We start from the raw sequence: 25,534 nt of genomic DNA on the forward strand, positions 1-25,534 counted from the left end.
GCAACGCTCAGTCGATCGAGGAGGAACCCATGCGCGTGTCCGTGCCGACCGAGATCAAGAACAACGAGAACCGCGTCGCGATGACGCCCGCGGGCGTGGATTCTCTCGTCCACCGCGGCCATGAGGTGCTCGTGCAGGCCGGTGCGGGCGAGGGCAGCGGGTTCAGCGACGACCAGTACCGCGCGGCCGGAGCCGAGATCGTCGCCACTGCCGACGAGACGTGGGCGCGTGCCGAGCTCCTCGTCAAGGTGAAAGAGCCGATCGCCCCCGAGTACGGCTTCCTCCGCCCCGACCTCACGCTGTTCACGTACCTCCACCTCGCGGCCGACCGGCCCCTGACCGACGCCCTGATCGCCGCTGGCACGACGGCCGTGGCATACGAGACGGTGCAGACGGCCGATCGGGCCCTGCCCCTGCTCGCGCCCATGAGCGAGGTCGCCGGGCGCCTGTCGATCATCGAGGGCGCGCACCACCTGCTGCGCGCCTCGGGTGGGCGCGGGCTCCTTCCCGGGGGTGTGCCGGGGACTCCGCGCGCGAAGGTCGTCGTCATCGGCGGCGGCGTCGCGGGCGAGCACGCGGCCGCCAACGCCCTCGGGCTCGGGGCGCGCGTGACGGTCGTCGACATCTCTCTCCCCAAGCTCCGCCAGCTCGAGGAGCGCTTCGGCGGCGCGATCGAGACCCGCGCGTCGACCCGCCTCGAGATCGCCGAGCAGCTCGCCGACGCCGACCTCGTGATCGGCTCGGTGCTCATTCCCGGTGCCGCCGCCCCCAAGCTCGTCACCGACGACATGGTCGCCGCGATGAAGCCCGGCTCCGTGCTCGTCGACATCGCGATCGACCAGGGCGGGTGCTTCGAGGGGTCGCGCCCGACGACGCACGACGCCCCGACCTTCCGCGTGCACGACTCGCTGTACTACTGCGTCGCGAACATGCCCGGCGCGGTGCCGCACACCTCGACGCGCGCGCTGTCGAACGCGACCCTGCCCTACATCACACGGATCGCCGATCACGGGTGGGACGCCGCGGCATCCGCGGATCCCGCCCTCGCGAAGGGCCTGAACGTCCGCGCCGGCGAGGTCACGAACGAGGCCGTCCGCGCCGCCTTCTCCCTCTGACCCTCCCGCCCCGCCCCGGACCTGCTCCGGCGCTCCGCCCACGGTGAGTGTCCAAAACACCCGGACGATTTTTCGCGGAGTCCGGGTGTTTTGGACACTCAACAGGCGTTCCGTGCGTCCGGCACGTCCCGCGCTGCGGAGTCGGGTGAGCGACTCGTGCGTGCCTACCCCCGCACCCACGCGTACGTGATCTCGGGGCGGCCCTGGCCCCCGTACCGGGGCACGCGGCGCACCCGCCCGACGTCGGCGAGGTGCTCCAGGTAGCGGCGCGCCGTCACCCGCGACATGCCCTCGGTCTCGCCGACCTCGGTCGACGACACGGCTCGGGATGCCGTGCGCACACGTTCCGCGACGGCCTGCAGCGTCTCGTCGCTCAGGCCCTTCGGCAGCCCCGGCGGGCTGACGGTGCGCAGCGATCCGAGCAGCGCGTCGACCTCGGACTGCGTCGCGTCACCGGCCGCGCGGTCGAGGCCTTCGACGTAGGTGCGGTAGGCCTCGAGGCGCTCGCGGAACGCCGCGAACGCGAACGGCTTGATGAGGTACTGCACGACGCCGATCGACACGGCGGCCCGGACCGTCGCCGCGTCGCGTACCGCCGTCACGGCGATGATGTCGACGCCCGAACCGGCCGCACGCACCCGCCGCGCGACGTCGAGGCCGTTGCCGTCGGGCATGGTCATGTCGAGCAGCACGAGGTCGATCCGCCGCTCCGGGTCGGCGAGGGCGGTGAGGGCCGCGCGCGCTCCGGACGCCTGTCCCGCGACCTCGAAGCCCGGCACCCGCGCGACGTACGCCGAGTGCAGCTCGAGGGCGAGGGCGTCGTCGTCCACGACGAGCACCCGGATCACGACGCCTCCTCCACCGACGGCAGGAACACTCGCACCGTCGTCGGGTCGCCGGTGATCTGCAGGGTTCCGCCCCGGGCGGCCACGATATCGCGCACGAGCGCGAGCCCGACGCCGCGGCCGCCGGGTGCCTGCTCGGGCTTTGTCGAAGCGCCGAACGCGAAAGGGTCGGGCAATGACGGGTCGAACCCTCCGCCGCTGTCCGACACCTCGATCGCGACATCGCCGCCCTTCTCCGTCAGGGCCGCGCGCACCCACCGGGGCTCCGCGCCCGACGCCGCGGCATCCAGAGCGTTGTCGACGAGATTCCCGACGACCGTCACCGCTTCCGCGGGAGCGAGCGGCAGTCTTGGCCGCGGCTCCGACACGTCGAGGTCGAGGCGCACGCCGCGCTCGGCCGCCTCGTCGAGCTTGCCCAGCAGGAGGGCGACCACGACGGCATCCTCGTCGTCCGAGACGAGACGGTCGGCGAGTTCCTGCCGTTCGCCGGTGGATGCCACGATCAACCGCCGTGCGTCATCGAGCCGCCCGAGCTCCAGCAGCGCCAACAGCGCGTGGAGGCGGTTGCCGTGCTCGTGGGTCTGCGAGCGGAGGGTGTCGCTGAGCGTGCGGACGCCCTCGAGCTCGCCGAGCAGTGCCTGCAGCTCGGAGCGGTCGCGGAGCGTCATGACGTGTCCGCGCTCGGGCGCCCGCCGTCCGTTGAGGTCTCGCGCGTCCTCCTGGTTGACGAGCAGGACGCGATCGCCGTTGACCACCGTCTCCTCGACCATGCGGCGCCCCGTCGAGATGGCCTCGGCGAGGGTGGCGTCCATGTCGACGTCGTGCGGATCGAGCGAGACCTGGCCCATCGTCGCGGGCGGGAGCCCGAGCAGGTCGGCGGCCTCGTCGTTGTAGAGCACGATCCGGCCCTCGCGGTCGGTGACGACGAGCCCCTCGCGCAGCGAGTGCAGCACCGTCTCGTAGCTCTCGACGAGCCGCGACAGCTCGGCCGGGGTGTACGACCCGGTCACCCGTCGCGCGCTGCGACGCACGTACAGCGCCCCGAGCACGCCGACGCCGACGATGGCGGCGGATGCCACGGCGATCAACGGCACGCGAGCGGCGAGGTCCTGCTGTACGGCGCCCAGCGTGACCCCGACCGAGACGAGCCCGACGATCGGGCCGTCCTCGTCGCCGCCTTCGCGGATCGGCGCGATCGTGCGCACCGATGGGCCGAGGGTGCCCTCGTACACCTCGGTGTAGGTCTGGCCGGCGAGGGCCTCCTCGCGCGAACCCTGGTACTCCTGTCCGATCTGCGAGCGATTTCGGTGGGTGAGACGGATGCCGTCCGGCGTCATGATCGTGACGAACGACAGGTCGGCGTCGCCCAGGATCGCCTCGACCATGGGCTGCAGGGTGTCGGAGTCGCGTTTCTCGACGAGCGCGGCGACGTCGGGCTCGTGGGCGAGCGTCTCGGCGACCGAGCGGGTGACCTGTTCGGCCTGGCGCTGCCCCGAGTCGCTGAGCTGGAACGACAGCAGCACCGCGAGCACACCGGCGATGAGCACGACGACGCCGAGGGAGACGAGCGCCAGCCGCCCACCCACGCTCAGTCGCATGTCACACCCTTCGTCGCGCCTGCCGTGAACAATACGACCACAAATGGTTCCCCCGCCCCGCCTCGATCAAAGTCTTCACATCGACCGGCGCCCCCGCCGGACTCAACGAAGGCGTTAGAAAAGGGGAAACACCCGTGGCACTCTCACTCCGCACCACGCGCGACGGCCGGCCTCGCAAGAGGATCGACCGCAACCACTGGCTCTACATCTCGGTCATCCTCGCGGTCGTCGCCGGTGTGATCGTCGGCCTCGTCGCTCCCGCATTCGCGACGACCCTCGAGCCCATCGGCAAGGGCTTCGTCAGCCTGATCAAGATGATGATCGCCCCGGTGATCTTCTGCACGATCGTCGTGGGCATCGGCTCGATTGCCAAGGCCTCCACGGTCGGCAAGATCGGCGGCCTGGCGCTCGGCTACTTCCTCGTGATGTCGACCTTCGCGCTCGGCATCGGCCTGTTCGTGGGCAACATCATCCACCCCGGCGAGGGCCTCAACATCGCCGGTGCGCAGTACGACGCCGTTCCCGAGGCGACGACCACGCAGGACTTCATCCTGGGCATCATCCCGACGACGTTCTTCTCGGCCTTCACGGGCGGCAGCATCCTCCAGGTGCTGTTCATCGCACTGCTCGTCGGCTTCGCGCTGCAGGGGATGGGCGAGCGCGGGGCGCGCATGGTCGAGGGGATCAAGAACTTCCAGGTGCTGGTCTTCCGCATCCTCGGCATGATCCTGTGGCTCGCTCCGGTCGGTGCCTTCGGCGCCATCGCCGCGGTCGTCGGCAAGACCGGTTTCGGTGCCGTCATCAGCCTCGGCATCCTGATGGGTGCGTTCTACCTGACCTGCTTCCTCTTCATCGCGGTCGTCCTGGGTGGTCTCCTGTTCGCCGTCACCCGCGTCAACATCTTCTCGCTCATGAAGTACCTGGGCCGCGAGTACCTGCTGATCGTCGGCACCTCGTCGTCGGAGGCCGCTCTTCCCCGCCTCATCGCCAAGATGGAGCACCTCGGCGTCTCGAAGCCCGTCGTCGGCATCACCGTCCCGACCGGCTACTCGTTCAACCTCGACGGCACCGCCATCTACCTGACGATGGCGTCCCTCTTCATCGCGACCGCCATGGGCGCGCCGATGTCGATCCCCGAGCAGATCGGCCTCCTGATCTTCATGATCATCGCCTCCAAGGGCGCGGCCGGCGTCACCGGTGCCGGTCTCGCGACCCTCGCCGGCGGCCTCTCGGCCTACCGCCCCGACCTGGTCAACGGCGTCGGCGTCATCGTCGGCATCGACCGCTTCATGTCGGAGGCCCGCGCGGTCACCAACTTCACCGGCAACGCGGTGGCGACGCTCCTCATCGGCGCCTGGACCAAGCAGTACGACGGACAGCGCGTCCGTGAGGTGCTCGCCGGCAACATCCCGTTCGACGAGACGCTCCTCACCGGTCACGACCACTCGGCGACACCCGCGGATGCCAAGACCGAGCTCCCCGCGACGGTCGACACGCAGGCGCTCAACGCCTTCCGCGCTCAGGCTGAGGCGGAGGCTGCGGCGAAGGGTCGCTCGTGAGCCTTGCCCACAACACCCCGGCGGGGGCGGCTTCGGCCGCCCCCGCCCCGGCGCGTGTCGACCTCGCGCGCACCTGGATGCTCCGCTCGCCCCTCGCGGGCGGTCTCGAGACCGCGGCCGACGTGCTCGTGCTCGACCTCGAAGACGGCCTCCCCTCGGGACGCAAGGCCGAGGGACGCGACCGCGCACGTCGAGCGGCGGCCCACGCTCCGGTCTGGCTGCGCATCAGCGCCGCGGGCACCCTCGACGGAGAAGACGACCTCGCCCTCGGCCGCGAGCTCGACGACCGCCTCGCCGGAGTCGTGCTCGCGATGTGCGCGGGCCCCGCCGATGTCGCCCACGTCGCGGCATCCCTTCCCGACGGCGTCCCGATCGTCGCGATGGTCGAGTCGGCCGCGGCCCTGCTCGCCGCCCCCGCGATCGCCGCGCACCCCGCGACGCGCCGCCTCGCCTTCGGCACCGGAGACTTCCGCCGCGACACGGGCATGTCGGCCGACCGCCTCGCCCTCTCGTGGCCGCGCGCGCAGCTCGTCGTCGCTTCAGCGGCCGCGGGGATCGCGGGTCCGATCGACGGGCCGTGCGGTCCGGCGGATCACGCTCGGGATGCCGCGCTCCACGCCGTCGCGATGGGTTTCACCGGCACTCTCGCGCTTCAGGATGCCGCCGTCCCCGGCGCCCACGCCGGCTTCACGCCCGCACCCGACGAGGTCGAGCGCGCCCGGGCGCTGCTGTCGGCGTCGCCCGACGGCCCGGTCGACGGCTCGTACGCCCCGACGCTCGCGCGCGCTCGCGCGCTGGTGGAGCGGGCCGAGGCCCTCGCCGCGCTGTAGCCGCCGGGCGCTCGCCGGGCGCCGTGGCACCGCGCCGGGCCGCCCCCGTTCCCGCGTTCCCGCGTTCCCTCGTTCCCGCGTTCCCGCGTTCCCGCGTTGAGTGTCCAAAACACGCGGACAGTTTTCTGAGGCGTCCGTGTGTCTTGGACACTCAACGCCGCAACCCCGGCGCGTTCAGCCCCGCCGGAACCACCGCCGCCGCACCACCGGCGCGACGGCCGCCGCTTCCTCCCGGGCACGCCGCCGCTCCGCCCACGCCGCCACCTCGGCCTCGACGTCGACGGTCGGCGTCACCACGGGCGGCCCGCCCTGCAGCTGACGACGCGCTTCGATGACGCGCCGGTTGAAGTCGTGCAGCGCCTCACGGACGTCGGCCTCTCGGGCGATGGCATCCATTCGCTCGGCGCGCTCGGCGTACTCGACGCGCAGCGTCAGGGCGGGCGGACCGAGACCGGTGAGCTGCTCCGCCTCGATCTTGCGTCGGATCCACCAGTCGGGGTCGTGCGTCCCGCCCAGATCGGGGAGGGGTTTGCCGGCGCCGGGCAGGTTGTCGAACTCTCCGCGGCGGATCGCTTGTTGGATCGAGGTCTCGACGAACGCGGCCCGCTCCGCCGCGGTCGACCCGCGCTGCGGCCCATTCGCCGCGGGTTCGGGCTCGAGTCCGCTCTCGCGCAGCTCACGGTCGAGCCGGTAGCGCTCGGCCGACTGGCGTGGGTCGTCGCTCATGGGCACCTCCGGTCCTTCCAGGCTACGACGGCGCGGTCGGACGGGGGCCGGCGCGCGGCAGTGCGAGTTCGAGCCGGTGCAGCGTGCCGGACTCCGGAGAAATGGATGTCACAGCCCCCGCCCGCGGCCACCGTGGCGTCGAACGGGCGAAATGTCCGGAGTTTCGCACGCCCATCGTCAGCAACCGCCCCCGCCTCACACCCCCAGGCGCCGCAACCTCTGCCGCGCCATGTCCTGCGCGCGCGGACCCGACCCGAGCGCCCGCTCGGTCACCCGCAGAATGACGCGCGTCACGCTCAGCACGGGCAGCGGCCAGCGCCGCACGCCGAGCATCGCGCGGTACCGGCGCGGGATCGTCGCCACCGCCGCGGCGAACAGCACCCGGTAGGCGAGTCCCATCGCCCCGCGGAACGGGGGCTTACGGAGAAACCGCACCACATCGTCGACCCGCTCGCCGCCCCGCAGCTCACCGCGTTCGGAGAAGCCGTCGATCTCGGCGCGCAGCGCTGCGCGCGTGAGCGGCGGATCGACGACGCGCATGAGCCGCCCCGCGGTCGCCCAGTCGGCGACGTACGCGTCCGCGCCGCCCGGGATCGGCTTCCGCGACACCTCGTGCCCCGACAGGAACGCGTCGGTGAAGGCGAGGTGCACCCAGCGCACGAGGTCCGGCGCCTCGGCGGAGTACGCCCGCTCGCTTCCATCCCCAGCGCGGTAATCCCCTTTCACGCGCTGGTGGAACCGGCCGACGCGTGCGGTCTCGGCATCCGCCTGTGTCCGAGAACCGTAGGTGAGCGTGATGACCCAGCGCACGGTGCCAGTGAGGCGTCCGATCGGATCCTCGCGATACCGCGACCAGTCGTGCACGCCAGCGAGGGCGCCCGGGTGCAGCGCCTGGAGCAGAAGGGCTCGGATGCCGGCGACCAGGGTCCCCATTCCGGCGTGAACCGTCCACGCGGGGCCGTTCTCGGCGAAGTATCCGGCGTCGTCTCCCTCGGCGATGGCCCGCACGTAGGGGGCCATGCCTGTCGGGTCTCCGGCGAGGGCGACGAGCAGCTTTCCCCGCAGCGACGCGATCCAGTCGGGGACGGGGGAGGCGTCGGTCACCTCTCCAGCGTGCCACCGCCGCGCACGACGGGCGCCGAGGTGTCGCGGCATCGAGAGATTCAGTGTCCCTCGTGCGAGATGACCGGCACGGTGCCGTCGTCACGCAGCAGGACGGCGTTCTGCGCCGCGCCCAGCGCGGGGGTCACGACGACCGCGATCACCGCGGCGGCGACCAGCAGGCCCACGACGCTCATCGGCTGCGCGGTGCGCTCGGGATGAGCGGCGCGGCGCCGACGACGCAGGTGCACCGCGGCGCTCGCGCCGACGATGACGAAAAGAAGGGATGCCGCGGCCACCGCGAGAACACTGGTGTGCGCCGGAACCACGAACAGCAGGGCTGTCGCGCCGACGATCGCGGCGAGGCTGCCGCCGAGTACGAGGGCGGGGACGACGAGACGTCCCGCCCAGAGGACGACGCCACCCCACGCGAGAGCGGCGAGCCCGAGGACCACCAGCCCGATTCCGAGGCCGCTCGCGGCGGCCCCGGAATCGGGACGGGTGATGGCGCCCGCACCGAGGGCGGCGGTGATCAGGCCGGCCCCCCATGCGAACACCGAGGGCCACGACCGGACGAAGGTCGCAGCGTTCATGGTCAGACCGCCGCGGTGCGGGGGACGTTGCGCTCGGTGCCGAGGCCGACACCCAGCAGCACGACGGCGCTGGCGAGGTGCAGGAAGTGGTCGGGCACGTTCAGGGCCAGGATGTTGGCGGGGCCCATGAGGAAGAAGCCGACGATACCGAGGAGCAGGTAGACCGCACCGACGGTGGTGTTGACGCCCTTCGCCGCACGGGCGTTCGCGAGACCAGCGACGAGCAGAGCGCCACCGATCAGGAGGTGGGCGATGTTGTGGAGCGGGTTGACCTCGAAGATGCCGAGGAGCAGGCCGCCCTCGTTCGAGATGAAGCCGACACCGCCGGTCACGGCGAAGCCGAGCAGACCGACGAGCAGGTACACGGCCCCGAAGATCGTGGCCACGAGGCGGTTAGGTGAAGAGCTCATGGTGAACCTCCCAGTGAGTTAGCAGCGACCTCGTGGCCGCCTTCCTCACATCTTCGGAGACAATGGCTGGTTCGGATTGGGCTTTGCACGACCCCGCTTTGTCCGGTACAAGCAGGCTCTCAACGCGCCGGTGTCCGGAAACGACAGAAGGCCCCCGAGTACTCTCCGAGGCCCTCCGTTACATAGGTCACCATACGAACCGGCGGGGCGCCTCCTCGGGGGATTGCATTTCACACGCTGTTCACGTACCGATTCGCTCTGCCACACTCGCCTCATGAAGTTCGAAACGACTCTGTCGCAGATGGGCAACAACACCGGTATCGAAGTCCCGCCCGAGGTCGTCGACGCGCTGGGAGGCGGGAAGCGCGCGGCCGTCGTCGTCGATGTGAACGGCTACGTGTACTCCAGCACGATCGGCGTCATGGCCGGCAAGATGCTCATTCCGTTCTCGTCCGACAAGCGTGCCGCGACGGGCCTCTCGGGAGGGGATGCCATCACCGTCGATCTGCAGCTCGACACTGCGCCGCGCACGGTCGAGGTGCCCGCCGACCTCGCGTCCGCGCTCGCCGAAGCGGGTGTGCGCGAGGCATTCGATGCGCTGTCCCCCAGCGCTCGGAAGGCTCATGTGACGAACGTCGAGGGAGCCAAGGCGGCCGACACTCGCGCCCGCCGGATCGACGCGATCGTGGCCAAGCTCGGCTAGTCCGACCGGCTCGTTCGAACGCCCCGACCGATAACCTGGGAGGGGAGGATGTCGTGGGTCGCACAAAGGATGCCATTGCCGAGGGGCTGTCGATCGCGACGGCGGCGGCACGGCTCACGGTGCGCAACCGCATCCTCGTCGAGACGATCGCCCGAGGCGGGCAGTTCGACAGCGAGGTCTTCGCTGACTTCGCGCGCAAAACCCTTCGGGCTCTCGCTGACGAGCAAGACCAAGCTGCCGAGCGGGTGACGCACCAGCGGAAGCGCGCGTGGGGTCGGTTCTCCGACTCCTCGGGAACGCACGACTACCGCGATCGCGACACGCGCAACCTCCGCCGGCGCGCCAACCAGTCGCGCGGGGTCGCGAAAGAGCTGCGTGCCCTCGCCGACGATCCGGCGCGCGTGGAGGCCCTGGTGGCGGCCGCCCGGATGGCAGCGTGGGGAGACGTCGAGTCGAACCTCCGGCAGCGCCTCGACGTCGAGGGCATGACCGCCGACGCCGATCCCGATTACGCCACGATGCGTCGCGCGCGCATGGACGCCCTGCGCATGGTCGATCTCGCGCGCCTCGCCTCGCAGGCGAAGCGCAAGGCGAAAGAGAAGGCCGCGGCCGAGTCCGAGAACCCCGACGCCGAGAACGACGAGAAACCCGCCAAGACCGGCAAGAAGAACAAGTCCAACGCGCGCTGACGCAGAATCCGCCGCGACCGGAATGTCACACGAGGCGGTCGGCCGGACATTCCCGGGTATGGACGAAGCCGGGTTGTGGCGCCGCGTCGCCGCCGACGGCGATGAAAGGGCATTGGGCGACCTCTACGAGCGGCACGTCGACCGCGTGTTCCGTCACGCCGCGCGATTGGCATCCGATCGACGGGATGCCGAGGATGCCACGGCCGTGGCCTTCTTCGAGCTCTGGCGCCGGCGTGACGCGGTGCGTGTCGTCGATGGGTCGCCGCTGCCGTGGCTGCTCGCGACCACGACGAACGCGCTGCGCAATCTCCAGCGTTCGTCGGCTCGCTACCGGCGTTTGCTCGACACCCTGCCCCGCTCGGCGGACGCGAGCTCCGCCGAGGACGAGGTCTTCGCCGATGAGAACGCCCGCGCGCTTCTCGCGCCGCTCGGTGCGGTCGATCGACAGCTGGTGATGCTCGTGCACCTCGAAGGCTATCGCGCTGACGAAGCCGCCGTGGTGGTGGGACTCAGTCCTGCGGCGGCGCGGGCTCGCCTCTCCCGCGCGCGGGCAAAGCTCCGCGATCTCGTCCCGGATGCCACACGCGAGGAGGATTCCGCATGAACGCACCGCGCATCGATCCCGTCTTCCGCGCGGGATTGCATCGACAGCTCGTCGCGCAGACGAAGCTGCCGCAGCGGCGCAGCCGCGCGAAGCTGTTCCTGATCGCGGGGGCGGGGGCGATCGTGCTCGCCGCGGGTGGGACGGCGGCGACCGCCGAGCTCTGGACTCTCCCCGGCGGCACGGTCACCAGTGAGCTCGGTGCTCCCGTCACCGCGGAGGGCTCGGGCGACGGCACGCTGGTTCTGCCGCCTCGCCCCGACGCCGCGAATCAGGTCCGTATCGAGCTGCGCTGCCTCACGCCGGGCACCTTCACTTTTCCCGCGGGATCGGTGACGTGCACCGCGGATGACTTCGTCGCGCACCCTGATAGCGCGGTGTCGTGGATCGACGTGCCCGTCGACGCGGTCGGTTCCGAGCTCGTGGTGTCGTCCGGCGCCGACGAGAGGTGGCGTCTCACCGCGACCTACCTCGAGGCGCAGCCTGTGCCCCTCGCGGTGAACGATCGCGGCCAGACCTATGGTTCGGCGGGCGCGGGGCAGGAGCCCGACCTCATCGCCGTCGTCGCGACGAACGGCCGTCAGGGCTACGTCGATGCTGACGAGTTGGCGGATGCCACGGGCTCGAGCCAGACCTTCACGTCACCCGAAGAGGCGTTGCGGTGGCAGGAAGAGCGCGCCGGCCGGGCTGTCGTCGTGCCGGTGTACCTGTCGGACGGGGTGACGAGGGTGGGGGATTTCGTGGTGCAGTGACCCGGTGTGGTGACGCAACGAGTGAGGCCCCGTCGACCGAAGTCGACGGGGCCTCACTCGTTGCTGTGTGTGTGCTTACGCCTTGTTCTCGGCGCGGTTGCGACGAACCTTCGCGGCGACCGCGACCGTCGCACCGGCGAGCACGAGCGCGCCGCCACCGATGTAGATGCCCATGAGCGACTCACCGTTGACACCGGTCGCCGGGAGAGCGGTGCCGCCGCCCGGGTTCGAGCCGGAGCCGCTGCCGGCGCTGCCGTCGGCGCGGGCGCCGCTCGCAGCGAGCGTGTAGGTGCCGCTCGGGTTGGCGGGGAGCGTGACCACGGCGGTCGCGGCACCCGACGAGTCGGCCGTCTTGGTGACCGACGCCGAGGTGACGGGGAGGTTCGCGGTGGCGATGTTCGCACCGGTGACACCGCGTCCGACGAGCGTGAACGTCACTTCGGCTCCGGGCTGGAAGCCGGAAACCGGAACGGGACCGTTGGACGTGATGGTGATCGTCACGGTGTTGGGGCCGGTGGGAACGTACGCCTGGGCCATCGCAGGCGCCGCGAAAAGCAGTGCGCCAGCGGCGGCGAAAGACGCCACAGCCTTGGTGATTTTGTGCTTCATGAGTGCCTGCTTTCGAGTCCGGACAGCCGGTCGTGCGGTGGTTCCGCTCGCCTCACAGGCGAGTCGTTCGCGAAAACTGAGGAAGAAAGAGCGGAATGGAGTTTGTTGAGACCTACCTGAGTATCCCGTAGGGGTACGCCGTATTGCAAACCGTAGTCATTTCCTTCAGGTAAATGTTTCGCAACGTGATCGGGTGCGGCGACCCGCGACTTCGTCGTTCCGGTCAACCGTGTGATCAGCCCAGCGTCGCGTTTCCCGCTCCCGCTGAAACACAGGAAGCGCGGACGACGGGATCGAGGGAGGAGTCTGCGGTAGGCGTGACGTACGCTTCTGCGTCCGTCGCTGACGTGAGCGCGCGCACCTCCACAGTGATGCGTGTGGAGGACTGGGGAGCCAGGTCGACGCCGAACGTGAGCACCTGTCGCCCTTCAAAAGTCGCGACGTCGAAATTCGCTCCATTGGACACGGCAGAGGAAATCAACTCGAAACCCTCTGGCAAGTAGAGGTTGCCGACTACCTTGGCTGTGCCGGGAGCCGTCCCGTAGGCGCCTTCTCCGGTGATGTACGCCGGTAGCGATGTAGCGGCATCCGATGGTGCGTCGTTTGTCAACGACAGACTGAGCGTGAGTGAGCGTTGCCCGGCCGTCGCGAGAGGCTGGCATGAGCCCCATTCGACAGCGACCTCCGGCCTGACGTAGTAGCTCATCTTCGAGCCGGTTCCATCGTTCAGGTAAACCCCGAAGCGGGCCGTTCGACCGTCCGTGACGGGGAGCGGGCCGGCAACCGTTGTATCGGCGATGATCGCCTGATCGGCGGGATCCGCGCTCCACATGAGCAGGCGGTGCTGCTCGCCGGCGCGATAGAGCGCCGATATCAGCGACGGGGCTGATCCCCGGCCATCAATCAATGCTTGGAAGACAGCGCCGGTCGAGGCCGCGAAAAACGCATCTTGTTCCGAGGGATCGGAATAGCGGAGATACACCTCGTTCATGAGGATTCGAGCAGCATTTCCGGCGTTGAGTTGCTCTCCGGAGGGGAGCATCACAGGTCCCGTCGCTTCAAGTACGTACGAGAGCAGGACAGGGTCGATGGCGATCACGCCGTCCACGCTGAGTCCGGTCTTCGTTCGGTACATTTCGCGTGCTAGAGGCCCGTCGATCGAGAAATCGGGAATCTGCGTGAGGTTGTGAAAGAACCGTCCCGGTCGAGTGCCGTAGATGTTCACGACTTCGTCGGGCAGGGTGGTGACCGGCTCGCGCAGATCTCGGACGATTGCGCCCGCAGACTGAGTGTCGAGAAGAGAAACGGTGCCTTGGTTTGTGTGCAGAAGAATTCCGGTTCCCGCGATTCCGCCGAGTGATCGCCATTCTGCGTTGTTCTGCACGAGAACGAGATAGTTGCGTTCCCCGTCTTGTCCCAGCATCTCGGGGAGGAGGCGAGCGGCGCCGGCGAGAGTGTCGATGGCGGTTGCAGACTGGTCGAAGAGTTCGCCGGTCTTGTCGACCGCAGAGGCGGCAACTCCTACCAGCGACGTTCGATCGATGGCCTCGACGTTGTCCGACGCTTCTCTCGCTCGCGTCTCGGCGGCGGATGCGGGTCCGGCGAGGTCTGCGAGAGGGGTCGCATCGATGCGGCCGCCAACGGGGCGAAGAGAATCGAACGATACGCCCTTGGCTGCTGTCGCGAGCGGAAGGATCGCTCCGGTGAGCAGTTCATCGGCGGACGCGGACACCGTGCCGAACGCGGCGAGTTGCGGTCCGATCCACGGCGTCAGCTCGGCAGCCTTCCAGATCGGGTCGGAGGTCAGTTGCCGTGCCTCCGAGGCTTCCATCGCCAGTCGTCCGATGGTGGGGACGGCGCTCGCCGGATCGGACGCCAGGGCGGAAGCGCTCGGGCCGACGTCCGTCTGAATACGAAGGAGATGTTGGTAGGCCAAGGCTCCACGGACCCCGACCCAAGCGGCAACGAGAAGCGCCACCAAGATGAGGCCAGCCAAAATCCATGCGAAGACGCGACCTGCAATCTGAGCTGGACGGGGAAGAACCGAGGTGCTCACGTCGCCGCTTTATGCGTCTGTGTCTTTGTTGGACCCGCGCGCCGTTCGGCGAGAGGCGAGACCGAGTTCTTGCGGCGTCGCGGGCTCCGGGGTATCGCTCGCAGAGTCTGCGCGTCGTCGCCGTCCTCCTGTCGAACGTGCTGGCTTCTTCTTGGCTGGGGGTGTCTCCACGTAGCGATAGCCGTAGCCATACCCGTAGCCGTACGCCGAGTAGTACGAGTCCGGACCGCGGGTCGGCACCATGGACATGACGAAGCCCGCGAGCTTCGCGCCCACGGTGTTCAGAGCCTCTGTCGCCAGTGTGAGCTGGTGGCGGCTCGTGCGCCCAGCGGAAACGATCATCAATGCGCCGCTTGTGGCTCGCGCGAGGATAGCCGCGTCGGTCACCGGGAGCAGGGGAGGAGCGTCACAGAGAACGACGTCGAAATCGCGCTCGAGCATCTCGAGCAAAGTCCCCATCTGCCGCGAGCCGAGAAGCTCGCTCGGGTTTGGTGGAACCTTGCCTGCCGGGAGGACGTAGAGGCTCCGTCCGCCCCAGGGGAGCATCACCTCATTGATCTTCGCTCTCCCAATGAGGACGTCGGTCAGCCCGGCACCGCCCTCGATACTCAGGTACTCGGCAACCTTCGGCTTGCGCAGATCTGTGTCCAGCAGCGCCACGCGCTTACCGGCGTCAGCCAGCGCGATGGCGAGATTTATGGTCGTCGTCGACTTACCCTCACTGGGGACCGAGCTCGTCACGACGAAGCTTGATCGCCCTCCCATGTCCAGGAACTGGAGGTTCGTGCGCAGCGCGCGGAACGACTCCGCTCGGGGGCTCAACGGATCCGCGTGGACGATGAGCGGACGGTCCTTCGCTTTCGTGTCGAAGGCAATCGCTCCGATGCCCGGCGCGCCCGTAATCTGCTCCGCGTCGCGCGGGGTGCGGACGCGGTTGTCCAAGCGACTCCGGAGAGCCGCGGTGCCGAGGCCCACCGCGAGCCCGATGAGAGTACCTAGCGTGAGATTCAGAACGATGTTCGGGCTGGACGGCTGTGCTGCCGGCTGGGCGTCCTTCACCCGGCTCAGGCGGACGGGGCTGGTCCCGTCGCCTGCCTCGGGCTCCAATTGAGGGACCTTTGTCGCGAGGCTGTCCGCGACAGCATTGGCGATCTCCGCGGCCCGCGCCGCGCTCGGATTCGACACCGTGATGGTGATCAACGTCGAGTTCAATCCTGCAGCCGCTTTGACGGAACTCGCGAGGGAATCGGATGACGTTGGAAGCCCGAGCTCCGTGATGACGGGATCCAGGACGACCGGCATAGTCGCCAGTCCCACGTAGGTATTGATCCGTGCCTGCGCGAACGAAGAGCCCTGCTGGAGCTCAGCGGCAGTACTCCCCGCTTGGGTGGAGACGAAGACTGTGCTTGACGATTCGTAGATTGGCGTTCGGGTCAGCGTGTAACCCGCCACCACAGCCAGCCCTAAGAATGTCAGCGCGACGATGAGGAGCCAGTTCTTGCGCAGGGTGCGGATGTGATCGCTGAGCTCCATGTTGCCTCTCGAGGACGCGCTGTCGACCTGCGTTGCAGAGGTCGGAGAATCTCACTCAGTGTGCCACACCTCTTGTTTCCGGATTCGCAACAAACGATGCCTGCCTATTGCCCCTTGTGCGTGTCCCCCGAACTCGCAGTCTGCTTGCGCGGTGCACAGAAGTCCTTCTTGCACACTGATCGCACTGGGTCCCCGGGGAAAGAGGCGGGAAGAGTTCTCTAAGGGGGGCGCGAACGATAGGTTGACCACCGTGCCTGGAAAGCTGAGCGACGCCCCTGCAGCAGATGAGAGCGTTGCTGCCGATGGGTCAGTTGCTTCCATTGATTCATCTCGTTCGCGGGGACGGCGGAGACGTCGGCGGTTGGATTGGCGTCAGGGTGGCACGGCGGTTCGAAAGTGGAATTTCCTCGTTCTGACGACCGCACTCGTCGGAGTCGGCGTGGGGCTCATCGTCAGCGTGACGCTGAACCGATTGGGCGGTCCGTGGACGCCGTTTGCCTCGTCCATAGCGCTGTGGGCTGGCCTTGGGATTCCGGTCGTCGTCGCGTTCAAGCGGGCGCGCCCCGCGGGTTTGCTACAAATGCGTTCAATCGACCTCCTCTGGGGTGTGGGAATCGGAGGCGGCCTACGCCTCCTCCAGGGATGGCTTAGCGGAGCAGATTCTTCGACCTTCCCGACCCTCCTTCGTTCCGATGGTTCGTCAGTGTGGGACGGGATATGGAGTTACGGGATCCCTTCTGTCCTGTTCGCTCCAGTGATCGAGGAGTTCTTCTTTCGCGCAGTAATCCTGGTGGCCGTCTATCAGTTGCTTCGGCGCAGTGTCGGCGCTCTCGCGGCCGCGACAACTGCGCTGCTCACCTCAGCTGGCGGCTTCGTACTCCTGCACGCGGCGTTCAGCTCATTGTCATTGGCGGACGGCATCCAATTTTTCGCAGTGGGTGCGGTGTGCGGTCTCATCGTCTTGCTGAGCGGACGCATTTGGGGTGCCGTCCTGACGCACTTGATCTACAACATGACCTACCTGGCGCTGGCGATCGTCGGCACGATCTTGGTCTAGCACGCCACCTCTCGTGACGCCCATCGCGGTGATTCACGATGAGGGCTCGAAATTCGATGTTCACACGCTGATGATTTCGAGGGTCATGTCCGACTGTTAGTGTTCAGCCGATACCAGCAGCAAACACCGCGCGGACGAGAGGGGCCAGTGAAACTGTGGCAGTCCACCGCACAGTTCGGGGCATCCCGTTGTACTTGGCCGATCCGATGAACCCGCTCCCGGCGGGGCGAGTCAGCGATTGTGCTGTGCGTTCGATGTTCGGATCGAGCCTTCGCCGGTGACGGTCTTTGCCGTTCTCACGCATGGGGATCCGCAGGTCTTCCGCGTCGCAGCTGAGGCTCTCAGCCCTCATCAGATAGTGGTTCACGTCGACGCGACGTCGGAACAGGACGATTATCCGCGAGCGAAAAACATCGCCTACGTCGCAGACCGCACCGACGTCAGATGGGGAGGATTCTCGGTCGTCGAAGCGACCGAGAAGCTCTACGCGTTGGCATTGCAGATGTCCGCATCACCGGACGAGTACATCGTCTTGCTCTCTGGCCAATGCGTGCCGATTCGACCGCTCGCCGAGCTCGAGGCACTCTTCGCCGAAAGGCCGGGCACGCTCTACTGCCGAGCAGGCCTTCTGTTGGACGGGTATGAGATGAACGAACGCCGGATTCTCCGCGAATGGCATTTCGACAGGTTTGATGCGCGCGCCCAGGGACTTCGTGGTCGCGGTGCTGCCGCAGCTCGCAGAGTCAAGCAACTCACGACCCCCCGGAAAAAGAAGAGCGATTTCGCTGGCTTCACGATGGTCGCGGGCAGTCAATGGACAGCCCTCACGGCGGCGGCGGTCGAGGCCATGATGTCGAATGTGGAGGCGCGATCGCGCCTCGCAGGCCTTCTCCGCCACGCACTCGCCCCGGATGAGATCTATTTCCATACGCTGATCCACAGCGGCGACTTGGCGTCCAGAACCACCTCCGCACCCCCTCAGCCCAAGGGCGACAAACGCACCGCAGATTTCGCGAACCTCCATCACATCGACCGCTCGCTCACGCGATATCTGTCGCCGGACGAGTTGCTACACATTCGTGGACCCTTCGAGTTCTTCGCCCGGAAGGCGAGGGGTGACGACCCGCGGGGGCTTGCGCGGGTTGTGCGCGAGTTGTCCTCGCAGAACGGGCAGCGGTGAAGACTCCTCATCTCGTCAAGTCGGGCTCGGGATACTTTCTCTCGGTAGCCATCAGTGCGCTCGTTGGCGTCGTGAGTGTCCCCGTGGTGATTCAGGTGGCGGGGGCCGCAGCCTGGTCCGCGCTTGCCGTCGCACAAGCTGCGGGTGCTATAGCGGCGACGGTCGTTGCCTTCGGCTGGCCCGTGGTCGGCCCAGCTGCCGTCGCGGCGGCTCCAAATTCTGAGCGCGGACGGATCTTCCTCATCTCCCTCATCTCGAGGGCGGTCATCCTCGTGCCGGCGGCCGCGGTCGCCATCGCCGTAATCCTCATCTCGGTGGGATGGTCCTCGACCACCGCCGCCGCTTTGGTCGCTGGTCTGACGCCGGTGGTCGGCGGACTTACGGCGTCGTGGTTCTTCGTCGGGGAGTCGCGCCCATCCAAGCTCAACTCGCTTGATGTCCTTCCGCGAGCGGGAGGAACTGTGATCGGCATCCTGCTGATCCTCGCGACCTCGAACATTTTGCTATTCGTCATCGGCCAGCTCGTCGGGCAGCTCGGCGCTCTCGCGTTTTCGTGGATGTCGATCCGACGCCGCTACCCCCGCGGCGAGCGGGTGGCCGTTCGCGATATAACCGGCACCGTCGCCGCGGGAGGCGCTGGCTTCTGGAACGCCATCCTTACGTCGCTGTATCAGAACTCGCCGCTTGTGGTCGTCACGAACTTTGCAGGTTCCGGCGTCGAGACCTATGCCATGGCGGACCGGCTCTTCCGAATCGCGGCCCTTGCGCTTGCCCCGGTAACGCAGGTCGCCCAAGGGTATGTGCCAGCCGCCGGATCGCACGGTGAGCTCTTGTCACGTATTCGACGGACGATCGGCGTAGGAGCGGGACTGGGGGCGGCGACGCTAGTCGGTTTTGGCTTCTTGGCGCCCGTACTGGGGACGCTCCTGTCGCACGGGGCGATCGAAGTTCCTTACGGGATCTCGTTCTCCTTGGGCGGCGCGATGGGAATGGCGCTGATGTCGTCCTTGGTCGGGAGGGCCTGCTTGGTTCCCCTCAGGAAGACCGCTACTCTCGCGTTGGCGGCGACGGTCGCCTCGATCGTCGGACTTTCCGGAATGGTCGCTGGGGGTATCGCCTTCGGCGTCGGCGGTGTCGCTTTGGCCTACCTGCTGGCGGAGGTCATCGCATTCACCATCACAATCTGGCCCGCGATCGGTGCGCTGCGGGGCACCAGCAAGCGGAGCCGCATCGAAGGGAATTCATGATGCCCGGTCGCAAGTGGTTTCAGGATGTGCTCACAGAGATCGCGGCATTCTCTCTTCTGCCTCACCGCTTCCGCCCCGCTCTTCTGCGCCGCGCAGGCGCCTCCGTCGGCGATAACGTGCTGATGTACGGCGGCTCCACCTATCACTCGCAAATGCGCCTCACGATTGACGACGACGTCTTCGTCAATCAGTCGTGCCACTTCGACATGCAGGCTCCCATTCGTATTGAGAAAGGTGTCCGAATCGGAAATCACGTTCGGTTCGTCACCTCTGATCACGAGGTTGGGCCATCCGACCGCCGGGCTGGGCCTGGCCGGAGCGCGGCGATCACCATCGGGCGCGGAACATGGATCTGTAGCGGTGCGACGATCCTTCCGGGGGTGTCCGTCGCAGAGGGTAACATCATCGCGGCGGGCGCTGTCGTTACCCGTTCGACCGAGGCTAACTGCCTCTACGCGGGTGTGCCGGCTCGTGTGATCAAGAGGCTCGACCAAGAGGTATCTGCGCCGTGACTACGTTTGTCGCTCCCCTGATCGGGCGAGCGGGGCTGGGCAACGAACTCTTTCCTGTCCTCCGCGCCGCTGACATCGCCGCAAAAGAATCTCGAGTGCTCCTCTGGCCGACCTGGTTCCAGATCAAGATCGGCCCGATCCTCCGCCGAGAACGCGACAAACGGATGTATTGGATTCTCTTCCGGACACCTAACCTGTCTTCGCTCCTACGCCTCATCTGGGCGAAGGCTCGCGGAGTCCCGCATGACGGAGCCAGCTCTGGCCATCGCTACGTAACTGTTCGGGGTATGGAGAACTACTTCGACGGTGTCACCATCAGTGGTCCCGAATTTCGCGACCTTTTGGTCGCCCGTGCCCGCCGGGGCGTCGTTTCGTCTCCAACCGGGGAGCCGTACATCGCGTTCCACGTCCGCCTGGGCGACTTCTCCCGGGCAGGGGCTTCCGAATCCGGAGTGTCGAAAAACAACACCAGTTCCCCGATTGAGTGGTTCGTCGCTCGTGCGAAGGCGGCTCGCGACGCGCATCCCGGCGTTCGCGTGTTCGTCTGCTCCGACGGAGACGACGCTGAGCTGGCGCCCCTCCTCTGCGAACAAGGGGTCGTCCGGTCGACCGGGAGGAACGCGCTCGATGACATGGTGTTCATGTCACATGCGGCCGGGATCGTCGGCAGCCGTTCGACATTCAGCGCGTGGGGCGCGTTCCTCGGGGACGTCCCCATGGTGGTACAGACGGGGGGCAATGCATACCGCCCTCACGGTCGCGTATGGGAGGTCTCCGCGTATGAGGCGACCACGGACTGGGATGATCAGGTACGCCGCCGCTGCTTAAAAACACGCTGAGCGCCGTAGCGAACCTGAATGCTGCGGAAAGGTGGTGGATCATGAACTCTCGCGAATGGGATCGAACGCTGACTTCGCGCGCAGTGCTAGGCGCGCCGTCTGGCAGTGAGGGAAACCGCACCGGGGCTGACACGCGAGGCACGACCACTCTGCGGTGGGTCACGTACGCCGCGGCATTCTCCTCGTCCTGGACGGGTGCGACGTTCGGGGGCTTCAACGTCGTCGATTACGCGCTCGGAATGACCGTCGTCCTTCTTGCCGTAACCGCTTTCTTTCAAAGAAGGCCCCTGCGGATCCGCAGCTGGATGTTCGTGCCGCTGGGCGCGGCGGCGGGGGTGTCTGCCTGGAACACGATCGTCAAGGACGCGCCTTTCGACGCGGTGATGCTCGTGCGCATTTTCCTCACCATGTTTGTGGTGGCGGTGATTGTGTTCAGCTTCCAGTCATGGTTCGGCGACAGCTACATCCGCAGTCTCCTGAAAATGTGGGTCGCCGGCATCGCTTTCAACGGGCTCGCCGCGCTTGCCGTCTCGTTAGGTGTCGTTTCCTTCGCCGGGATCTTGACTCAGGCAACAGGCGAACGGCTCAGTGGTTTAGCGTCGCACCCGAACTCTCTCGCCTTCTCTGTCAGCCTGGCGATCGCGCCGTGCCTGTTCCTCGTCGCGAAAGAACGCAGCAAGATTCTCTGGGTGTCGTGCCTCGTTTTGATCCTGTGGGGAGGATTGCTCAGCGAGTCGCGAGCAGCCCTGCTCGTGGGCCTCCCGGCTCTGGGACTCGCGACGGTCATTTCCATCGCCCGCTCGCGTTTCAGCTCAGTCGCCTGGCCCGTACTGATCATCGGCGCGGTGGGGGCCTGGTTTCTCGTGCCCCTCGTCCTTGCGGACTCGCGTCTCGCGGGCGGTGCGGGGGCGCTCAGCGATGCGGGCCGGTCAGCCCTCAATGAAAGCGCCCTGAACCTCTTTCTCCGAAATCCGCTGACGGGAGCGGGGTTCGAAAGTCAGGCAGGTGTATCCGTTCCCCTGACCGTGCTGACGGCGGGCGGGATCCTCTTCGCCGTCGGTTACTACGGGTTCGTCTTCTCGCCCGTTCCCACGTTGTGGAGGCATTGGCGATCGACGATAGCGCCCTACGGGCTCATCACGGTCGCGGTGCTGGTCAGCTTCGGTTTCTTCAATCCGGTCTTCATGGAGCGGGCGACATATTGGCCGATCCTGATCGCCGCGGCCTTGTGCGTCGAGCCTCGTTCCGGGGACGCTCGGACCACCTCGGTATGAGAATCGCGTGGTCCCTCCCACAACGAGAGTGGTGATTGGCGCACCAAATCTAAGACGTGTGTGACCGCGCGAGGTGTGCCCTCGCAGCTAGCGATCAAGTACGTTCATCACTACATCGGCAAAATTCTGAGAAACCGATTCGATCGTCGGGATGTCCGAACGCAGCACGCGATTTGCTATCGACCCTTCGGCCATCAGGCGGAGGGCCCGCTCCGCAAATGCCTGCGGGTCGTCCGGAAGAGTGACTCGCTCTCCCGCCCGAAGAAACTCGGCCTCGGGGGCGTGATAGCGGTAGGAGGTGGTGAAGACCGGAAGCCCGAGGGCCAGTGAATCGACCGCCACCAGACCAATGCGTCCAGGCATCCACATCGCCTGGACGACATGCCCCAACCGCGCGAGCTCCGCGCCGCGCGCGCTAGGAATGTGTTCGACCGCATCACCCGCGCGAGACAGTGCGTCCTGCATCTCGCCCATGCCAACGACGAGAAGCGTGAACCTCGGCTCCCTCTGACGCGCTGCAATCGCTGCGTCGACGAGGAAGTCGATACGTTTGGCAGCGTCGAGGCCACCCACGAAAAGGGCACGGGGGGCGCGAGGCCACCGGTGTAGAAGACGTTCCTTCTCGACCGCGTCCACAGCGTTGTAGGCCGCTCGCAGGGACGCCGAATCGGTGCTATTGCCGATGGTGACGACTCTCTCTGGATCGAGCTTGCCGCTTTCCACGAGGTACTTGCGGCCGCCATCGGCGTACGTCATGACCGCATCGGCGCGTCGGGCGAGAGCCCACTCGATTCGATCGGACAGGGCTCCGGCGTCGTTCACGTACGGGCGGCCGTGCCCCCACAAAACAAGCTTCCGTCTCCCGAAGGATCTCGTCCACGCAAGGTTGTTCAGCGCCTCGAGCTCGGAGACCACGACGTCGGGCTTCAGGTCGGACGGAAGCGCGCGCCATTCCACGGTCCGCGCTCCGAGGCGTACTCCCCTCGATCTGATGTCCACGCGCCACGGTGGGCTTTCTCTGTCTCCGCGGGCGGCTTGCGCGCCGATTGGGTGCCCGGCTGCGACGACGAATCGAATGCCCCGGTCTTTGAGCCTTCCTCGGATGCTTTCGAAGAGGGGAACTCGGTAGGCAGGCACGTAGGGCTGGGTGACGACCACCAACGGATCGGCGCTCACGGGATGACTCCCGTGCAGGCGGTCTCATACGCGTGGTGGGCCTGTGCAGCGGCTGTGCTCCACCGAAACTCGCGCTCCGCGTGTGCGCGGGCGCGCTCAGGGAGTCCCTCATCCTCGAGGGCATCCACGATTGCCTGAGCGATGCTCGCGGGATCGTTGCGAGCCACCTTGAGCGCGCGCTTCTCCCATGCGGGTGCCGCTATGCCGACGTGCTGGCTGGTGACCACCCGGGCTCCGGCTGCCATGGCCTCCGCGACGGCAACGCCGAAACTTTCGTCTTCGCTCGGGAGGACGAACACGTCGCATTCGCTAAGCAGGTCGCGGCGACGAGCGGAGTCCACCTGGCCGAGCGACGTGACGAAATCGCCGACCCCGATTTCGTGAGCGAGAGCGCCGGGATCTTGTATCGTGCCATCCGAGCCGCCGGCCACGAGCAGCCGGACCCCTCGTTCGCGCAGGGGTGCTTCGGCAAGCGCGCGGACGACGAGATCCACTCGCTTCTTCTTGGTCAGTCGCCCGAGGTAGACGATCTTCGCCGGTCCGACGCCTTTCCTCGTCCTATCGATCGAGAACAACTGCTCGTCGACGGCCAAGTTCATGTGAAAGGCACGGGTGTCGGGGAGGACATCGAGGGCGTGTCGCGCCTCGAGTTCACTCGAGTAGACGGCCCCGCTCAGGCTCGCGAGATTCTTCGCGTCGGCGATCCGCATCCACGCTCGTTTGCGAAGGGCGTTCATCTTCCAGTGATATCGATCCAGTGCGCCGTGCGGTTCGATCAGATAGGGGATTCCCGCGCGTCGGGCGATGCGCATGGCCATGGTCCCCGGGTAGCTCTGAAACCCGTGAATGTGGACGACGTCGTACCGAGAGAGACCATCCGACATCGCGGACACGAAGCGGGGAGCGAACGTGACGCTCGAGGGGCCCATGCTCGCGACGTGGCGCACCCAATCCGCCGTAATGAGGTCGTCGTCATCGGGGGCGAGCCCCTTGTCTGTCGTGAGAACGTCAGCCGACACGCCTCGACGATGCAGGGCCGGTATCAAGCCGCGGATGACTTCCGCTGGCCCGCCATCCGATCGCGCTACGCTCGGGGTGACGTGGAGCACCCTCATTTTGAGGTCACCGTCGCGTTGCGCTGAAGCTCGCGGTACTTGACCCCGATCTGCCAGTAGTACATCGCAAGCGCAGCGGCATAGTCGAAGCCGGCTCGTCCGTCCAGGAAGCCGAGCCGCGCCACGTAAGCGTAAAGAAAGAACAGAGCAGGCTTGAACGGCACGGCGTCGAAGATTCGGCCCTTTCTCGTGCGCTTGTTCGCGATCTCAGCGCGCAGGGCGCTGTTCGAGCGGAGGTATGCCTCCCAGTCCGAGTAGCGGTTATGGCGGGAGAACCAACTCGACACTGGGTCCAAGTCGTTGTGGAGGATCCGCCCCTTTGCCTTTAGCACCGCTCCGTTCGCGCGCGGTTGGTAGTGGCCTTCGAGTTCGCCCATTCCCGGAGCTCCGAGGTCGTCCATTTCCGGGAATCGCACTCGGTCACGGTGAACCACACATCGCTTCGTTACCCGGTGACCGTGGCGCAGGATTTTTCCAGCGAACACGTAGTCCAGATCGACGTCGATTGCTGCCGCATCTTCACGTGATATCAGGTCGCTGAGTTCCTCCTTCAGGCGCTCACTCGGAACCTCATCCGCATCGATGAAGAAGACCCATGGATGGCGCGTCGCAACGTTCGCGAGTTGCCATTGCTTCTTTTTCGGATATTTTCCATCCCAAGTAAAGTTGACGACGCGGGCACCATGTTGTTCGGCGAGAGCCACGGTCCCGTCGGTGCTGTTCGAGTCGACGACGATGACTTCGTCGAAGTCCGTGAGGCCCGCGAGACACGCGGCAATCCCCACCTCTTCGTTTTTCGTCTGGACCAGTGCCGTGATGGGTACCTTCGAACTCACTGACGAAGCCCTTCGAATCGCGTTCCGACGTGACGGGCAGGCACGCCACCCCACACTTCCCCGGCACCGATGTCGCCGCTAATGACGGACATCGGCTGAGCTAGCGCGGATCGACCCACCGTCGTACCTCCTAGAACGATGCATCTGCTGGTGATCCAGGCGCCTTCACGGATCGCGACGGGCCTGGTCACAAGGGCCATGTCGCCCCGGTGGCGGTGGCTTCCCGTTGTGATGAAGGTCTCCTGCGAAATAACGACGTCGTGCCCGACGTAGACGTGATCTTGGTTGTGAAACCACACGCCTTCACCTATCCAAGACCGATCGCCGATGTGCAGCTTCCACGGAAACTTGACGCGCGTGCGGGGGCGGAAGACGACGCCCTTTCCGATTTCTGCGCCGAACGCGCGGAGCACGCGCACCCGAAGGCTGGAGCTGATTTGCCATGGATTCGTTATGAAAATCAGCTCGCAAACCCCCCACAGATACACCTGCCAGGCGGGCCGATCCCAGGCGGCCCGCTCACCGGGGGCCTTCGAAAGATCGATCACCGGAATGTCGCTCACGGTGGTCCCTTTCCT

General features: G+C 66.9%; 26 protein-coding genes. 13 read left to right on the plus strand and 13 right to left on the minus strand.

Features of this window, described 5'->3' with window-relative positions:
- The first annotated feature begins 29 nt into the window (after nt 1-29).
- The gene (ald, locus tag ACMW4R_RS15290) at nt 30-1,115 is read left to right on the plus strand and encodes an alanine dehydrogenase (protein WP_058628179.1); all 1,086 of its coding nucleotides are present in this window, start codon (nt 30-32) and stop codon (nt 1,113-1,115) included.
- 164 nt (nt 1,116-1,279) lie between these two features.
- Here ald and ACMW4R_RS15295 read toward each other — a convergent pair whose 3' ends face one another.
- Nucleotides 1,280-1,963, minus strand: coding sequence for a response regulator (locus ACMW4R_RS15295; protein ID WP_418300305.1), 684 nt, complete (start codon nt 1,961-1,963; stop codon nt 1,280-1,282).
- A complete protein-coding gene (locus tag ACMW4R_RS15300) occupies nt 1,960-3,558 on the minus strand; it encodes an ATP-binding protein (protein ID WP_418300306.1) in 1,599 nt (532 codons plus the stop codon). The genes ACMW4R_RS15295 and ACMW4R_RS15300 overlap by 4 nt, the downstream gene beginning before the upstream one ends.
- 134 nt (nt 3,559-3,692) lie before the next feature.
- On the opposite strand from ACMW4R_RS15300, the gene ACMW4R_RS15305 reads away from it, so the two are divergent.
- Nucleotides 3,693-5,117, plus strand: coding sequence for a cation:dicarboxylate symporter family transporter (locus tag ACMW4R_RS15305; RefSeq protein WP_363335546.1), 1,425 nt, complete (start codon nt 3,693-3,695; stop codon nt 5,115-5,117).
- Nucleotides 5,114-5,947 (plus strand): aldolase/citrate lyase family protein, encoded by an 834-nt coding sequence (locus ACMW4R_RS15310; protein ID WP_418300307.1) that lies wholly within the window; start codon nt 5,114-5,116, stop codon nt 5,945-5,947. The genes ACMW4R_RS15305 and ACMW4R_RS15310 overlap by 4 nt, the downstream gene beginning before the upstream one ends.
- Before the next feature lie 174 nt (nt 5,948-6,121).
- On the opposite strand, the gene ACMW4R_RS15315 is transcribed toward ACMW4R_RS15310, so the two are convergent.
- The 4 genes from ACMW4R_RS15315 to ACMW4R_RS15330 all read right to left on the minus strand — a co-directional run bounded on the left by ACMW4R_RS15315 (nt 6,122) and on the right by ACMW4R_RS15330 (nt 8,777).
- Nucleotides 6,122-6,673: a DUF1992 domain-containing protein gene (locus ACMW4R_RS15315; RefSeq protein ID WP_418300308.1), complete on the minus strand. Its 552-nt coding sequence runs from the start codon at nt 6,671-6,673 to the stop codon at nt 6,122-6,124.
- A 195-nt stretch (nt 6,674-6,868) separates the two neighbouring features.
- Entirely contained in the window at nt 6,869-7,777 is a 909-nt protein-coding gene (locus tag ACMW4R_RS15320; protein ID WP_418300309.1) for an oxygenase MpaB family protein, read from the minus strand.
- A gap of 59 nt (nt 7,778-7,836) precedes the next feature.
- Nucleotides 7,837-8,367 (minus strand): hypothetical protein, encoded by a 531-nt coding sequence (locus ACMW4R_RS15325; protein ID WP_418300310.1) that lies wholly within the window; start codon nt 8,365-8,367, stop codon nt 7,837-7,839.
- Between the two features lie 2 nt (nt 8,368-8,369).
- Entirely contained in the window at nt 8,370-8,777 is a 408-nt protein-coding gene (locus tag ACMW4R_RS15330) for a DUF4383 domain-containing protein (RefSeq protein WP_058596323.1), read from the minus strand.
- A 274-nt stretch (nt 8,778-9,051) separates the two neighbouring features.
- Between ACMW4R_RS15330 and ACMW4R_RS15335 the strand changes: the two genes are divergently transcribed.
- From ACMW4R_RS15335 to ACMW4R_RS15350, 4 genes are read left to right on the plus strand one after another with little or no spacing between them, the layout of a single operon-like run.
- Nucleotides 9,052-9,480 carry a YdeI/OmpD-associated family protein gene (locus ACMW4R_RS15335; RefSeq protein ID WP_058596324.1) on the plus strand — a complete coding sequence of 143 codons (429 nt, stop codon included), beginning with the start codon at nt 9,052-9,054 and terminating at the stop codon, nt 9,478-9,480.
- A 53-nt stretch (nt 9,481-9,533) separates the two neighbouring features.
- A complete protein-coding gene (locus ACMW4R_RS15340) occupies nt 9,534-10,169 on the plus strand; it encodes a hypothetical protein (RefSeq protein ID WP_058596325.1) in 636 nt (211 codons plus the stop codon).
- A gap of 22 nt (nt 10,170-10,191) precedes the next feature.
- Nucleotides 10,192-10,773 (plus strand): RNA polymerase sigma factor, encoded by a 582-nt coding sequence (locus ACMW4R_RS15345; RefSeq protein ID WP_418300311.1) that lies wholly within the window; start codon nt 10,192-10,194, stop codon nt 10,771-10,773.
- Nucleotides 10,770-11,522 carry a peptidase M56 family protein gene (locus tag ACMW4R_RS15350; protein ID WP_418300312.1) on the plus strand — a complete coding sequence of 251 codons (753 nt, stop codon included), beginning with the start codon at nt 10,770-10,772 and terminating at the stop codon, nt 11,520-11,522. Before ACMW4R_RS15345 ends, ACMW4R_RS15350 begins: the two co-directional genes overlap by 4 nt.
- Before the next feature lie 75 nt (nt 11,523-11,597).
- Here ACMW4R_RS15350 and ACMW4R_RS15355 read toward each other — a convergent pair whose 3' ends face one another.
- From ACMW4R_RS15355 to ACMW4R_RS15365, 3 genes are all read right to left on the minus strand, one after another.
- Nucleotides 11,598-12,131 carry a hypothetical protein gene (locus ACMW4R_RS15355; protein ID WP_418300313.1) on the minus strand — a complete coding sequence of 178 codons (534 nt, stop codon included), beginning with the start codon at nt 12,129-12,131 and terminating at the stop codon, nt 11,598-11,600.
- A gap of 235 nt (nt 12,132-12,366) precedes the next feature.
- Nucleotides 12,367-14,187 carry a DUF4012 domain-containing protein gene (locus tag ACMW4R_RS15360; RefSeq protein ID WP_418300314.1) on the minus strand — a complete coding sequence of 607 codons (1,821 nt, stop codon included), beginning with the start codon at nt 14,185-14,187 and terminating at the stop codon, nt 12,367-12,369.
- Nucleotides 14,188-14,196: 9 nt separating this feature from the next.
- The gene (locus ACMW4R_RS15365; RefSeq protein WP_418300315.1) at nt 14,197-15,720 is read right to left on the minus strand and encodes a polysaccharide biosynthesis tyrosine autokinase; all 1,524 of its coding nucleotides are present in this window, start codon (nt 15,718-15,720) and stop codon (nt 14,197-14,199) included.
- A 439-nt stretch (nt 15,721-16,159) separates the two neighbouring features.
- On the opposite strand from ACMW4R_RS15365, the gene ACMW4R_RS15370 reads away from it, so the two are divergent.
- The 6 genes from ACMW4R_RS15370 (at nt 16,160) to ACMW4R_RS15395 (ending at nt 21,829) form a co-directional block, all read left to right on the plus strand.
- Entirely contained in the window at nt 16,160-16,777 is a 618-nt protein-coding gene (locus ACMW4R_RS15370; protein ID WP_418300316.1) for a type II CAAX prenyl endopeptidase Rce1 family protein, read from the plus strand.
- A gap of 277 nt (nt 16,778-17,054) precedes the next feature.
- Nucleotides 17,055-17,957 (plus strand): beta-1,6-N-acetylglucosaminyltransferase, encoded by a 903-nt coding sequence (locus ACMW4R_RS15375; RefSeq protein ID WP_418300317.1) that lies wholly within the window; start codon nt 17,055-17,057, stop codon nt 17,955-17,957.
- Complete coding sequence (locus ACMW4R_RS15380; RefSeq protein ID WP_418300318.1) at nt 17,954-19,204, plus strand: hypothetical protein; 1,251 nt, start codon at nt 17,954-17,956, stop codon at nt 19,202-19,204. Before ACMW4R_RS15375 ends, ACMW4R_RS15380 begins: the two co-directional genes overlap by 4 nt.
- Nucleotides 19,204-19,716, plus strand: a complete 513-nt coding sequence (locus tag ACMW4R_RS15385; protein WP_418300319.1) for an acyltransferase — start codon at nt 19,204-19,206, stop codon at nt 19,714-19,716. Before ACMW4R_RS15380 ends, ACMW4R_RS15385 begins: the two co-directional genes overlap by 1 nt.
- 287 nt (nt 19,717-20,003) lie before the next feature.
- Nucleotides 20,004-20,555, plus strand: coding sequence for a hypothetical protein (locus ACMW4R_RS15390; protein WP_418300320.1), 552 nt, complete (start codon nt 20,004-20,006; stop codon nt 20,553-20,555).
- A gap of 239 nt (nt 20,556-20,794) precedes the next feature.
- The gene (locus tag ACMW4R_RS15395) at nt 20,795-21,829 is read left to right on the plus strand and encodes an O-antigen ligase family protein (protein WP_418300321.1); all 1,035 of its coding nucleotides are present in this window, start codon (nt 20,795-20,797) and stop codon (nt 21,827-21,829) included.
- A gap of 87 nt (nt 21,830-21,916) precedes the next feature.
- Here the strand turns inward: ACMW4R_RS15395 and ACMW4R_RS15400 are convergent, their stop codons facing one another.
- Genes ACMW4R_RS15400 through ACMW4R_RS15415 form a run of 4 tightly spaced genes read right to left on the minus strand, consistent with a single transcriptional unit; the run spans nt 21,917 to nt 25,519 of the window.
- The gene (locus ACMW4R_RS15400; protein ID WP_418300322.1) at nt 21,917-23,005 is read right to left on the minus strand and encodes a glycosyltransferase family 4 protein; all 1,089 of its coding nucleotides are present in this window, start codon (nt 23,003-23,005) and stop codon (nt 21,917-21,919) included.
- A complete protein-coding gene (locus ACMW4R_RS15405; protein WP_418300323.1) occupies nt 23,002-24,114 on the minus strand; it encodes a glycosyltransferase in 1,113 nt (370 codons plus the stop codon). Before ACMW4R_RS15405 ends, ACMW4R_RS15400 begins: the two co-directional genes overlap by 4 nt.
- A gap of 2 nt (nt 24,115-24,116) precedes the next feature.
- A complete protein-coding gene (locus tag ACMW4R_RS15410) occupies nt 24,117-24,956 on the minus strand; it encodes a glycosyltransferase family 2 protein (RefSeq protein ID WP_418300324.1) in 840 nt (279 codons plus the stop codon).
- Nucleotides 24,953-25,519 (minus strand): acetyltransferase, encoded by a 567-nt coding sequence (locus tag ACMW4R_RS15415; RefSeq protein ID WP_418300325.1) that lies wholly within the window; start codon nt 25,517-25,519, stop codon nt 24,953-24,955. Before ACMW4R_RS15415 ends, ACMW4R_RS15410 begins: the two co-directional genes overlap by 4 nt.
- Nucleotides 25,520-25,534: the final 15 nt, after the last annotated feature.

It is taken from the genome of Microbacterium sp. S1037, from assembly GCF_048381605.1.
Classification (GTDB): domain Bacteria; phylum Actinomycetota; class Actinomycetes; order Actinomycetales; family Microbacteriaceae; genus Microbacterium; species Microbacterium testaceum_B.